This is a genomic window from Scandinavium sp. (assembly GCF_032012665.1).
In the GTDB taxonomy this organism is placed as follows: Bacteria; Pseudomonadota; Gammaproteobacteria; order Enterobacterales; family Enterobacteriaceae; genus Scandinavium.
In genome coordinates this window covers 37,351-50,027 of sequence record NZ_DALZVG010000016.1, presented here as the reverse complement: position 1 = coordinate 50,027, position 12,677 = coordinate 37,351, and the positions used below count along the sequence as shown (strand labels likewise).

Here is a 12,677-nt window from a genome sequence, read left to right as displayed (position 1 = left end):
CTTATCACTTCATCAGTGCTTAATCATCACATGCCGCACCACGGTGTAATCTTCCAGGCCGTAAACTGACATGTCTTTGCCGTAGCCGGAGAGCTTCTGGCCGCCGTGCGGCATTTCGCTGACCAGCATAAAGTGGGTGTTGACCCAGGTGCAGCCGTACTGCAGGCGAGCGCTCATGCGGTGGGCGCGGCCCACGTCTTTGGTCCACACGGAAGATGCCAGGCCGTAATCTGAGTCGTTGGCCCAGCCCAGCACCTGCGCTTCGTCGTCAAAGAGCGTGACGCTCACCACCGGGCCGAACACTTCGCGCTGCACGATGTCGTCTTCCTGCTTCGCACCAGCCAGCACCGTGGGCTGGAAGTGATAGCCGTTGCCCGCCGCCTTTTCACCACCGGTGACGACAGTGACATGGCTCAGGGCTTTGGCTTTGTCCACCGCTACGCTCACGCGGTCCAGATGCGCTTTCGAACTTAGCGGCCCCAGCTCGGTAGATTCATCGTTCGGTGAGCCCATTTTAAGGGTGGACACTGCCGCGCCAAGTTTTTCAACCAGCGCATCGTAGATGCCCTTCTGCGCGTAAATACGACACGCAGCGGTACAGTCCTGCCCCGCGTTGTAGAAGCCAAACGTACGAACACCTTCAACAACAGCGTCCAGGTCAGCATCATCGAACACGATAACCGGCGCTTTTCCGCCCAGCTCCATATGAGTGCGCTTAATCGACGGCGCGGTGTGGGAAATGATGTGCTCGCCAGTGGCGATGGAGCCCGTCAGGGAGACCATGCGCACCTTCTCGTGGCCCGTCAGCGGATCGCCGACGGTTTGCCCGCGCCCGAACAGCACGTTAATCACGCCTGCCGGGAAGATATCTTTTGCCAGCTCGGCGAGCTTCAGCGCCGTCAGCGGGGTGATTTCAGACGGTTTGATAACAACGCAGTTACCCGCCGCCAGCGCCGGGGCCAGCTTCCAGGCCGCCATCATCAGCGGGTAGTTCCATGGCGCAATCGAGGCCACCACGCCAACCGGGTCGCGGCGAATCATTGAGGTATGCCCTTCCAGATATTCCCCCGCCGCCAGTCCGTTCAGGCAGCGCGCCGCGCCCGCGAAGAAGCGGAAGACGTCGGCCACCGCAGGCAATTCGTCGTTAATAACGCAGTGCAGCGGTTTGCCGCAGTTGAGGGATTCGAGCTTCGCCAGCGTTTCAGCATGCTCGTCGATAACGTCGGCAAGTGCGAGCAGGCATTCAGCACGTGCTTTTGGCGTGGTCTGTCCCCATTCAGCAAAAGCACGATCGGCGGCCAGCACGGCTTCATTCACCTGCGCCGCCGTGGCTTCGGCGATCTCAAGAATCACTTCGCCGGTGGCCGGGTTATAGACCGGCTGTTTCTCGCCTTTGCCTGCGACCAGTTCACCGTTAATCAGTAAGTTGTGTTGCATATCCTGCTCCATCATTTTCAATTATTTACCGCTTCCGGCGACCGTTTCGCCGTCGCGTGTCAGCCACCAGGCCCCCAGAATCGGTATAGTTGTCACCAGCATCACCAGCAGCGCCACCACGTTGGTCACCGGCACATCGCGCGGGCGACCCAACTGGTTCAGCAGCCACAGCGGCAATGTGCGCTCGTGGCCTGCGGTAAAAGTGGTGACGATGATTTCGTCAAACGACAGCGCGAACGCCAGCATACCGCCCGCCAGCAGCGCCGAGCCCAGATTCGGCAGCACTACGTAGCGAAAGGTCTGCCAGGTGCCGGCGCCTAAATCCATTGAGGCTTCCACCAGGCTCCAGGAGGTGCGGCGGAAGCGTGCAATTACGTTGTTGAAGACCACCACCACGCAGAAGGTCGCGTGCCCGACCACGATGGTGAAGAAGCCGGGCTCAAGGTTGATGGCCTTAAACGCCGTCAGCAGCGCCAGGCCGGTAATGATCCCCGGCAGCGCAATCGGCAATAACAGCAGCAGTGAGATGGCGCTCTTGCCAAAAAATTCACTGCGCCATAGCGCCGCTGCAGCCAGCGTGCCAAGGACTAATGCAACAACGGTCGACAGCGCGGCAATCTGAAGTGACAACGTCACCGCATCAAGAATATCGCTACGCCCCGCCGCCACGCTGAACCAGTGCAGCGTCAGGCCTTTTGGCGGAAAGCTGAACGCCGCGTCTTCCGTATTGAAAGCATAGATGGCAATGATGGCGAGCGGGAAGTGAAGGAAAATCACGCCGCCCCAGGTCGCCAACTTCAGGAACCACGGTGCTCTTTCAGAGTGCATCGAATGCTCCCAGACGTTTCACGAACGCCAGATAAAGGGCGATTAACACAATCGGTACGAGGGTAAACGCCGCCGCCATCGGCATATTGCCGATAGCGCCCTGCTGTGAGTAAACCATCTGCCCGATAAAGTAGCCCGGCGGCCCCACCAGCTGCGGCACGATGAAGTCACCGAGCGTCAGTGAGAAGGTGAAGATCGACCCCGCCGCGATACCCGGAATAGCTAAGGGCAGAACCACATAGCGGAACGTCTGACGTGGATAAGCGCCTAAATCGGCAGACGCCTGCAGCAGCGACGGTGGCAAGCGCTCCAGTGCCGCCTGTACCGGCAGGATCATAAACGGCAGCCAGATATAGACGAACAGCAGAAAGCGCCCAAGCCCGGAGGTGGAGAGCGTATTGCCGCCCACTGCCGGAAGCTGCAGAAAGTCGTTCAGCAGCCCTTCCAGTCCCATATGGGTGAGAAACCACTGGGCAACGCCGTCTTTTGCCAGCAGCAGCGTCCAGGCGTAGGCCTTGACGATGTAGCTCGCCCACATCGGCAGCATCACCGCAATGTAGAAGAACGCTTTCCATTTCCCGCTGGTGTAGCGCGCCATGTACCACGCCATCGGAAACGCGAGGATCGCGCTGGCGATAGTTACGGCAATCGCCATCACCAGCGTGCGCACGATAATGTCGTAGTTCGCCGGGTTGAACAGCGCTTTCAGGTTGGCGAGCGTTAAATCAGGCGTCACCGACATGGTGAAGTCGTCAAAGGTATAGAACCCTTGCCACAGCAGGGTCAGCAGCGATCCGAGATAGACCACGCCGAACCACATCAGCGGCCCGAGCAGCAGCAGGAACAGCGCCAGCGACGGCCTGCGCCAGAACAGACCGGAAAGCCGGTTAGCGCGCGGTTGAGAAGGAAGCGGTGCGATACTCATGGCCATCTCACCTCCCTCCGTCCAGCGGCACCATCGCCTCCCGCGACCAGGACGCCAGCACGTTCTGGCCGGGCGTCGGGCCGTCCGGCAGCGCGCCGCCGCTGAAATTCCCCTGGCTCACCAGCAGCTTTTCCCCACCGGGCAAGCGAATTTCATAGCGTGTCGCCGCCCCCTGATACTGCACCGCCTGCACGACACCATTGACCTGTATCTCACCCGAGGTATCCAGCCGGATATGCTCCGGCCGCAAAGACCATTGACCCGTCATACCGCACAGCTTTTCGGTCATACCGGTATCGAACACGTTCGAGGTGCCAACAAATCCGGCCACAAACGGCGTACGCGGGTGCAGATAAAGCTCACGCGGGGTATCTATCTGCTCGATACGACCATTGTTAAACACCGCCACGCGGTCAGACATCGACAGGGCTTCGCCCTGATCGTGGGTGACGAAAATAAAAGTAATACCCAGATCCTGCTGAAGCTTTTTCAGCTCAAACTGCATCTGTTCGCGCAGCTTGAGGTCAAGCGCGCCCAGCGGTTCATCAAGCAAAAGCACGCGCGGTTTGTTGACCAACGCACGGGCAATCGCCACGCGCTGGCGCTGGCCGCCGGAAAGCTGTGACGGTTTACGCGCCTGTACATGGCTCAGGGCAACCTTTTCCAGCGCTTCCTGCGCCATCGCGTGCCGCTCTTTTTTGCCGATGCCTTTGACCATCAGCCCGTAGGCGACGTTATCGATGATCGACATATGCGGGAACAGCGCGTAGTCCTGGAAGACGGTATTGACGTCGCGCTGCCACGGCGGCAGCTCGCTTGCCTCTTTACCGAAGATTTTGATTGCCCCGCCGGAAAGTTGTTCGAATCCGGCGATGAGCCGCAGGCAGGTGGTTTTGCCGGAGCCTGACGGCCCCAGCATGGAAAAGAACTCCCCATCATTGATGGTGATACTGACGCCATCCACCGCACGAACATCACCATACAGACGCGAGACATCCCGAAATTCTACTGCGTACGTCATGCTTCACTCCCGGGCGTTAACGACCACCCATGATGGCGATGTAATCCTGCGTCCAGCGGCTGTACGGCACATACTTACCGCCTTCGGCAACAGGCGTTTTCCAGAAAGCGATTTTGTCGAAGAAGCTGTAGCCGTTGGTTTCGCAGCCCTTGTCACCGAGAAGCGGGCTGGCTTTGCAGCCTTCCGGCACAACCGGCAGCGAGCCGAACCAGGCAGACACATCGCCCTGCACTTTCGGCGTAAGCGACCAGTTCATCCACTTGTAAGCACAGACCGGGTGCCTGGCTTCGGCGTGCAGCATGGTGGTATCCGCCCAGCCGGTGACGCCCTCTTTCGGGAAGACGGTGGCGACGGGCTGGTTGTCGGTTTTCAGGCCGTTAGCCTGATAAGGCCAGGAGCTGGAAGCCACCACGCCTTCGTTTTTGAAGTCGCTCATCTGGACGGTGGCATCGTGCCAGTAGCGGTGGATCAGGGCATGCTGGGTACGCAGCACTTTTAGCACCGCGGCATACTGCTCTTCGTTCAGCTGATACGGGTCGGTGATGCCGAGCTGCGGCTGGGTGGCTTTGACGAACAGCGCCGCATCGGCGATGTAGATCGGGCCGTCATAGGCCTGCACGCGACCTTTGTTGGATTTGCCATCGGGCAGCGTTTGCTCGACAAAAATCACCTTCCAGCTGTCCGGCGGCGTCGGGAAAGTTTTCGTGTTGTACATCAGCAGGTTTGGGCCCCACTGGTACGGCGTGCCGTAGACTTTGCCGCCCACGTTGAACCATGCGCCTTTTTCCAGACGCGGATCGAGGGTTTTCCAGTTCGGGATAAGTGCGGTGTTAATCGGCTGAACGCGTTTGCCCATGATCAGGCGCAGTGAGGCATCACCGGAGGCGGTGACCAGGTCATAGCCCCCCTTCGCCATCAGGCTGACCATCTCATCAGAGGTGGCGGCGGTTTTCACGTTCACCGAACAGCCGGTGTCTTTTTCAAACTGGGTCACCCAGTCGTAGTTTTTATCGGTCTGGCCGCGTTCCACGTAGCCCGGCCAGGCAATAATATCGAGGCGGCCTTCCGCTTTGCCGAGCGACGCTGGCGGTTCGGCGGCTTGTGCTGTCATGATAGTCAGGCCCAGCGCGCACAGGCTGCTGCGGGCAAATTGCTTGCTCATCGTGTTGTTACTCCTGTCGGAATTAATCTGGCGGCAGCCGTGCCGTAAAAATATGTCCCCTAATAACCGTAGACGGCGTAATGCACACGCACCCGTGAGATTGGGGAAATTTCACCAGGTTGTGACAAAGGGCGCATTACGCTGAAAATCCAGTGATATATCTGAACTAAACAGAGTATAGACAAGGCGTTACGGCGCTTAGCCAGGTATGCATATTTCCTATGAAAACAGCAAAAGAAATAACCCGCTTATTATCAGCAAAATAATAAGCGGGTTATTTTCAATTTGAGAAAAAGGTATTCAGAAAATAAGAATGGCTATTCGTTAATCATTTCACGAATAAGATTCCCTAGGGTTTTTACCCCCTGCTCTTCGCGATCGCTCCAGCCCCAGGCGGTGTTAAAACGAAAGAACGACGCCCAGCTGTCGGTGGTTGAAAACATTTTGCCAGGCGCGATGCTAATTTTATGCGCCAGTGCCCGCGCGCCAAGCTCTCCGGCGTCGATGCCAGCAGGTAGCTCCAGCCATAAAAAATAGCCGTTATCGTTGTGGTGAATTTTCACCTCCGCCGGTAAATGGCGCAGCAATGCCTGCCAGGCCTGATGCTTGCGTTCCGCCAGCTGGCGACGAAGCCTGCGCAGATGCGAGTCGTAACGTTTGGTGCCAAGGTAATCCACCAACGCCATCTGCATGGGCGAGCTGGTGGAGAGCGTGCTCATAAGCTGCAAATGCTGAATGCGCTGCGCGTGTTTGCCGGCGGCAACCCAGCCGATACGAAACCCTGGCACCAGACATTTGGAAAACGAGCTGCAGTGCAGCGTCATGTCATCGCGATCCCAGGCCTTAGCAGGCAGCGGTTTCTCGCGGCCAAACCAGAGTTCGCTGTAGACGTCGTCCTCAATCAGCGTCACGTTGTGCGCAGTCAGTAGCGCGATAAGCTGTGCTTTTTTCTCCGGGCTCAGGGTAAATCCGAGCGGATTCTGGCTGTTGGTCATCAGCCAGCAGGCTTTGACCGGATACTCCTGCAACGCCTGTTCCAGCGCCGCCATATCAATGCCTTCTTTCACGTCCGACGGCACCGCCAGCGCCTTGAGCTTCAGCCTCTCCAGCGCCTGAAGCGCGCCGTAGAAGCAGGGGTTCTCGACAATCACCCAGTCGCCCGGCTCCGTCACGGCCTGAAGGCTCAGGTTCAGCGCCTCGAGTGCGCCCGCGGTGATCACAATCTCATCCGGCGAGATATTCATCCCCTGCAACGCATAGCGCCGGGCGATAGCGTGGCGCAGCTCCGCGTTACCCGGCGGCAGATTTTCAATCACGCTCATGGCACTGGCGGTTTTGCTGACCTGCGCCAGGGAGCGATTGAGCTGCTGAAGCGGAAAAAGTCGCGGATCGGGAAACGCGGAGGCAAAAGGCAGCACTGCCGCATCCCTGCTCGCCTGCAGCACGCCAAAAATATAGGTATTAATGTCTACGGCTTCGTCGCGCATGACCTGCGCAGGCGGCGTTGCCTTAAGCGCTTTCACCGGGCGCGGCGCAACGTAGTAGCCCGACTGCGGACGGGCGATGATTCGCCCCTGGCTTTCCAGCAGCTGATACGCATGGCCGACGGTCATAAAGCTCATCCCGCTGATGGTCACCTGCTCACGCAGAGACGGTAGCCTGTCGCCGGGCTGCCAGACGCCAAGGGCAATCTGCTCGGTGATCTGCTGCGCCAGGCGCTGGTATTTTTTCATCGCTGCGGCCTCTGCCGAATATAACAGTGTCAAAAATTATCATATTTACTGTAACTGTTATACATAAATAAGCCCCGACTGTCTCTGCTACTCCCTCGCAGCAATCCTTACCATGACTGCGAGCACCGTTTTATGTCGAGGTTGTCCATGTTCGGTTTAGACGCATTCCACCTGGCGCGAATACAGTTCGCGTTCACCGTCTCATTTCACATTATTTTCCCTGCCATCACCATCGGGCTTGCCAGCTATCTGGCGGTGCTTGAAGGGCTGTGGCTGAAGACCAAAAATCCTGTCTGGCGCTCGCTGTGGGCGTTCTGGTCGAAGATTTTCGCCGTCAATTTCGGTATGGGCGTGGTGTCCGGCCTGGTGATGGCCTACCAGTTCGGCACCAACTGGAGCGGCTTTTCGCAGTTTGCGGGCAGTATCACCGGCCCGCTGCTGACCTATGAAGTGCTGACGGCGTTCTTCCTCGAGGCGGGGTTCCTCGGCGTAATGCTGTTCGGCTGGAACAAGGTCGGCCCCGGTCTGCACTTTTTCGCCACCTGCATGGTCGCGCTGGGGACGATCGTTTCAACGTTCTGGATCCTCGCATCGAACAGCTGGATGCAGACGCCTCAGGGTTTTGAAGTCGTTAACGGCCAGGTGGTGCCGGTAGACTGGTTCGCTGTCGTGTTTAACCCTTCATTCCCGTATCGGCTGGCCCATATGTCCATGGCGGCGTTCCTCAGCAGCGCCCTTTTCGTTGGTGCCTCTGCGGCATGGCATCTGCTGCGCGGTAACAATACGCCTGCCGTTCGTGCGATGTTTTCTATGGCGTTGTGGATGACGCTGATCGTCGCGCCGCTTCAGGCGTTGATTGGCGATATGCACGGCCTGAACACGCTCAAACACCAGCCTGCAAAAATTGCCGCCATCGAAGGCCACTGGGAAAACAAACCCGGTGAACCAACGCCGCTGCTTATTTTCGGCTGGCCGGACATGAACCAGGAGCGCACGCGCTACGGCTTAGAAATTCCGGCGCTCGGCAGCCTGATCCTCACCCACAGCCTTGATAAACAGGTTCCGGCGCTGAAAACGTTCGCCAAAGAAGACAGGCCAAACTCAACGATAGTGTTCTGGTCTTTCCGCATGATGGCCGGGCTTGGTGGCCTGATGCTCCTGCTGGGGGTGCTCTCGCTGTGGCTGCGTAAGCGCCAGCGGCTCTACACCTGCCGACCTTTCCTGCGCTTCGCGCTTTGGATGGGGCCATCGGGTCTGATGGCCATTCTGGCAGGCTGGGTCACCACCGAAGTCGGTCGCCAGCCGTGGGTGGTTTATGGGCTGCAGCGCACCAGGGATGCCGTGTCCGCGCACGGCGATTTGCACATGAGCGTGAGCCTGCTGGCGTTCTTCATCGTCTATTCATCGGTTTTCGGCGTGGGCTATAGCTATATGATTCGCCTGATTCGTAAGGGCCCGCAGAACTTTGTTCCCGACGCACACGGCACGCCTGCTCGTCCGCTTTCGGCGGCCATCGACGTTAATCAGCAGGAGGTGCGCTAATGGGCATCGATTTATCGGTTATCTGGTTTGTGCTCATCGTTTTCGCCACGCTGATGTACATCGTGATGGATGGCTTCGATTTGGGTATCGGCATTCTGTTCCCGTTCGTGCGCAAACCCGAAGAGCGCGACGTGATGATTAACAGCGTTGCCCCGGTGTGGGACGGCAATGAAACCTGGCTGGTGCTTGGCGGTGCCGGGCTGTTTGGTGCGTTTCCGCTGGCCTATGCGGTCATCATTGATGCACTGACCATTCCGTTGACGTTAATGCTGATCGGGCTCATTTTTCGCGGCGTCGCGTTCGAGTTTCGCTTTAACGCCACCCCTTCGCACCGTCCATTCTGGGATCGCGCATTTCTCGGCGGCTCGCTGCTCGCCACGTTCTGCCAGGGGATCGTTGTAGGCGCGGTGCTGAACGGTTTTCCGGTTCACAACCGCGCTTTTGCCGGCGGCCCGCTTGACTGGCTGACGCCGTTCTCCCTGTTCTGCGGTTTCGGGCTGGTTGTAGCCTATGCGTTGCTTGGCGCGACGTGGCTGGTGATGAAAAGTGAAAATCCGCTCCAGGCAACAATGCGCCGGGTTTCGCACGGATTGCTGCTGGCAATGCTGATTATCATTGCCGCCATCAGCCTGTGGACGCCGCTCGCCCATCCGGCGATTGCCGCTCGCTGGTTTAGCCTGCCGAATCTGTGGTATCTGCTGCCGGTGCCCGTTCTGACGCTGGCTGTAGCCGTCGCGCTATGGCGAACGCTGGGCAATGTATCCTGTCATGCAGCGCCGTTTATGCTGACCCTGGGCCTGATTTTCCTGGGCTTCAGCGGGCTTGGGATCAGCATCTGGCCGAACCTGATCCCACCCAACATCACGATATGGCAGGCGGCAGCCCCGCCGCAGAGCCAGGGCTTTATGCTAATTGGCGCCCTGCTGATTGTGCCGATCATTCTGGTCTACACCTTCTGGAGCTACTACGTATTTCGCGGAAAAGTGCAGACCGGCGAGGGTTATCACTGATGCAAAGACCACTTTATCAACGTCTTTTCTGGCTGGTTGTCTTATGGGGCGGCAGCGTGCTGACGCTGGCGACGGTGAGCATGTTTTTCCGCCTGCTGATGAGCGCCGCGGGATTTAAATCTTAACCATTCCATTGCCGGGCGGCACGTTGTTTGCCTGGCCTACAAAATCCGTAGGCCGGATAAGGCGAAGCCGCATCCGGCAATGGCGCTTACAAGCCCTTGCGCTTTGGCAGGGTCTTCATCAAATCGTCCGGGCTGACGGACGCCACAATGCTCCCCGCCTGCGGCATCTTCAGGATATGGTTTTTGATTTTGCCGACCACGTGCATTTCGCACGGACGGCAGTCAAACTTCAGCGTCAGCACTTCGTCGCCGTGCATCAGCTGCATTGGCGTCGCCTTCCAGCTCTTGATGTTGCCTTTCGCCTGTTTCGGGCACAGGTTAAACGCAAAGCGCAGGCAGTGCTTGGTGATCATCACCGGCACGTCGCCCTTCTCTTCGTGCGCCTCATATGCCGCGTCGATCAGCTGGACGCCGTAGCGATGATAAAACTCGCGCGCTTTGTGGTTATAAACGTTAGTTAAAAACGTCAGATGCGTTTCCGGGTATACCGGTTCCGGCGTGGAAACCGGCTTGCGGCTACCGCGTACGTAGGCCGCCAGACGTGCCTCATCAAGCATCTCCACCGTTTCACGGCGCAGCTGGTTCAGCCGGCTGTTCGGTACAAACAGCGCACCCGGCAGGTTCACCTGCACGTCGCGCGGGTAATAAATGGTTTGCCCCAGCTTCGCCACGCCGTCCTGAAGGTTGTTCAGGGCTTTTTCAGCGTTGGATGCTTCTTCAAAATTGCCGTCGAGCGTATGCGTCACGCTGACGCCGTCTTCGCTGGTCATCGTCAGGATCAGCTGTTCCTGCCAGCCGCCGATGTCGATATCCACCGCAATGCGGCGTTCGCTGGAGGTTTTGGTCAGCGCCTGGGACCAGTTGTGGTCGAGGTTGCGGTTCAGCGGGGTGTGCGGGCGCGCCTTGTGCAGATCCGCAGGCATTTCGTTCGGCCATACGCGATAGCGGTTGGCGCCGGTTTTCTCCACCGTATTGGCGCGGAAACCAACCACTTCACGCTTGATGAGCACGTTCAGGCCGTCGCCGTTCGCCAGCGGCTCGGTCACTTCCACGTCGAGGTGATCTTTGCTGACCTTCAGGACTTCGCCCACCGGCAGGCCGATAAACTTCGGCGAATCAAACGCGCCGATATCGCCTTTACGCGCGTTCACGAAGTAATCCGTGCTGCCGCGATGGAAGGTTTTGTCAGTGGACGGTACGAAGAAGTGCTCGGTGCGACCGTGGGAAGCGCGCGCCAGGTCGCCGCGCTCTTCGATAATTTTGTCGAGCATCTGGCGATAGTGCGCGGTGATATTTTTCACGTAGCTCATGTCTTTATATCGCCCTTCAATCTTGAAGGAGCGCACGCCTGCGTCAATCAGCTGCCCCAGGTTGGCGGTCTGATCGTTGTCCTTCATCGACAGCAGGTGTTTTTCATAAGCCACTACGCGGCCCTGATCGTCTTTCAGGGTGTACGGCAGACGGCAGGCCTGCGAGCAATCGCCGCGGTTGGCGCTGCGCCCGGTCTGCGCATGGGAAATATAGCACTGGCCGGAATAGGCCACGCACAGCGCACCGTGGATAAAGAACTCGATGGTGGCGTCGGTATTCTCATGAATCGCTTTAATCTGCTGGAGGTTGAGCTCACGCGCCAGCACGATCTGGCTGAAGCCAACATCAGACAGGAATTTCGCTTTTTCGACGCTGCGGATATCGCACTGGGTACTGGCATGCAGCTCAATCGGCGGCAGATCCAGCTGCATGATCCCCATATCCTGCACGATCAGCGCATCCACGCCGGTCTGGTACAGGTCGGTAATCAGCTTTTGCGCCGGTTCCAGCTCATCATCGTGAAGAATGGTGTTGATGGTCACAAACACCTTCGCGCCGTAGCGATGGGCAAACGGTACCAGAGCGGCGATATCGCTCAGGCTGTTGCTGGCGTTGTGGCGGGCACCGAAGCCAGGGCCGCCGATGTAGACCGCATCCGCACCGTGAAGAATGGCTTCGCGGGCAATGCCGACGTCACGGGCCGGGCTCAGGAGTTCAAGATGATGGTTTTGCAGGCGCATCGTTATTATCCGTTGGGATCAAAATGGCGGCTATTGTAGTCAGAACCGGCGCGGGGCGAAATCATTTTCCACACCGCGCGGAGAGGCATTTTCTGCATTCCGGCAAAGCATTGAAGAAATTGCTATTTCCGGGCGAAGCGGCAACGCATTACAGTGGCTGCGTATTCCGGATTTTTCCTCGTCGCGTTTATTCTTGTCGTAAGTCGTCGTGTTTGGCCGCAGCTCAGTCTGCGGCTTTTTCTTTCTTAGCGTGGGGATAATGAATGAGCGAATGGAACAGCACCGCCTGCGCCGTGCTGTTGCGATAGGCGTGCGGCCTGTCCCCCGCGAACTTCAGCCCTTCCCCTTCTTTCACCTGCTGCCACTGCCCGTCAATGCACATCTCGAGCGTGCCGTTGATGGCGACAACATGTTCGATCACCCCGTTTTCGTGCGGCGTGGATTCGCTTAACGCGCCCGGCGCGAGGGTTATCGCAAAGTGATCGTAGTGCAGAATCGGGTCCCACGGGAAAATTGGCGTCACCACCATCGCCTGCTGCTGCGGATCGTAAGCTTTATCTTCACTTTCCGGCGGGGTGATAAACAGCGAAAACGGGACGTTCAGCCCGGTGGCGATTTTCCATAGCGTCGCGATCGTCGGGCTGGACTCGTGGCGTTCAATCTGCCCGAGCATCGCTTTTGATACGCCCGTCTCTTCTGCAAGCTTCGACAGGCTCCATTCCCGCTGCTGACGCAGCGCTTTCAGGGTAGTGGCAAGGTGGTGTGCAATATTCATCACGGCTCCTTTGTTGAACGCAGTTTATCACTTGTGCGCTATAACGCCCAATGCTACATTCCATCGGA

At 58.2% G+C, this 12,677-nt stretch carries 11 protein-coding genes; 3 read left to right on the top strand and 8 right to left on the bottom strand.

Annotated elements, in window-relative coordinates; translation table 11 throughout:
• Positions 1-12 precede the first annotated feature (12 nt).
• From patD to RTU33_RS13800, 6 genes are all read right to left on the bottom strand, one after another.
• On the bottom strand, positions 13-1,437 hold the full coding sequence (gene patD / locus RTU33_RS13825) for an aminobutyraldehyde dehydrogenase (protein WP_312628093.1): 1,425 nt from the start codon (positions 1,435-1,437) through the stop codon (positions 13-15).
• A gap of 21 nt (positions 1,438-1,458) precedes the next feature.
• Positions 1,459-2,265, bottom strand: a complete 807-nt coding sequence (locus RTU33_RS13820; protein WP_312628092.1) for an ABC transporter permease — start codon at positions 2,263-2,265, stop codon at positions 1,459-1,461.
• Positions 2,255-3,196 (bottom strand): ABC transporter permease, encoded by a 942-nt coding sequence (locus RTU33_RS13815; protein WP_312628091.1) that lies wholly within the window; start codon positions 3,194-3,196, stop codon positions 2,255-2,257. Before RTU33_RS13815 ends, RTU33_RS13820 begins: the two co-directional genes overlap by 11 nt.
• Before the next feature lies 1 nt (position 3,197).
• The gene (locus tag RTU33_RS13810; protein ID WP_312628090.1) at positions 3,198-4,211 is read right to left on the bottom strand and encodes an ABC transporter ATP-binding protein; all 1,014 of its coding nucleotides are present in this window, start codon (positions 4,209-4,211) and stop codon (positions 3,198-3,200) included.
• A gap of 16 nt (positions 4,212-4,227) precedes the next feature.
• Positions 4,228-5,373 carry a putative ABC transporter substrate-binding protein YdcS gene (gene ydcS, locus RTU33_RS13805; protein ID WP_312628089.1) on the bottom strand — a complete coding sequence of 382 codons (1,146 nt, stop codon included), beginning with the start codon at positions 5,371-5,373 and terminating at the stop codon, positions 4,228-4,230.
• Between the two features lie 317 nt (positions 5,374-5,690).
• On the bottom strand, positions 5,691-7,106 hold the full coding sequence (locus RTU33_RS13800; RefSeq protein WP_312628087.1) for a PLP-dependent aminotransferase family protein: 1,416 nt from the start codon (positions 7,104-7,106) through the stop codon (positions 5,691-5,693).
• A gap of 147 nt (positions 7,107-7,253) precedes the next feature.
• On the opposite strand from RTU33_RS13800, the gene RTU33_RS13795 reads away from it, so the two are divergent.
• The 3 genes from RTU33_RS13795 to RTU33_RS13785 are packed head-to-tail and all read left to right on the top strand — an operon-like array spanning position 7,254 to position 9,783.
• Positions 7,254-8,648 carry a cytochrome ubiquinol oxidase subunit I gene (locus tag RTU33_RS13795; RefSeq protein ID WP_312628086.1) on the top strand — a complete coding sequence of 465 codons (1,395 nt, stop codon included), beginning with the start codon at positions 7,254-7,256 and terminating at the stop codon, positions 8,646-8,648.
• Positions 8,648-9,658: a cytochrome d ubiquinol oxidase subunit II gene (gene cydB, locus RTU33_RS13790; protein WP_312628085.1), complete on the top strand. Its 1,011-nt coding sequence runs from the start codon at positions 8,648-8,650 to the stop codon at positions 9,656-9,658. Before RTU33_RS13795 ends, cydB begins: the two co-directional genes overlap by 1 nt.
• Positions 9,658-9,783, top strand: coding sequence for a DUF2474 domain-containing protein (locus RTU33_RS13785; protein WP_312628084.1), 126 nt, complete (start codon positions 9,658-9,660; stop codon positions 9,781-9,783). The genes cydB and RTU33_RS13785 overlap by 1 nt, the downstream gene beginning before the upstream one ends.
• An 86-nt stretch (positions 9,784-9,869) precedes the next feature.
• Here the strand turns inward: RTU33_RS13785 and RTU33_RS13780 are convergent, their stop codons facing one another.
• Both RTU33_RS13780 and RTU33_RS13775 read right to left on the bottom strand, forming a co-directional pair.
• Positions 9,870-11,834, bottom strand: coding sequence for a U32 family peptidase (locus RTU33_RS13780; RefSeq protein ID WP_312628083.1), 1,965 nt, complete (start codon positions 11,832-11,834; stop codon positions 9,870-9,872).
• Between the two features lie 223 nt (positions 11,835-12,057).
• Positions 12,058-12,609, bottom strand: coding sequence for an XRE family transcriptional regulator (locus RTU33_RS13775; protein ID WP_312628082.1), 552 nt, complete (start codon positions 12,607-12,609; stop codon positions 12,058-12,060).
• Positions 12,610-12,677 lie beyond the last annotated feature (68 nt).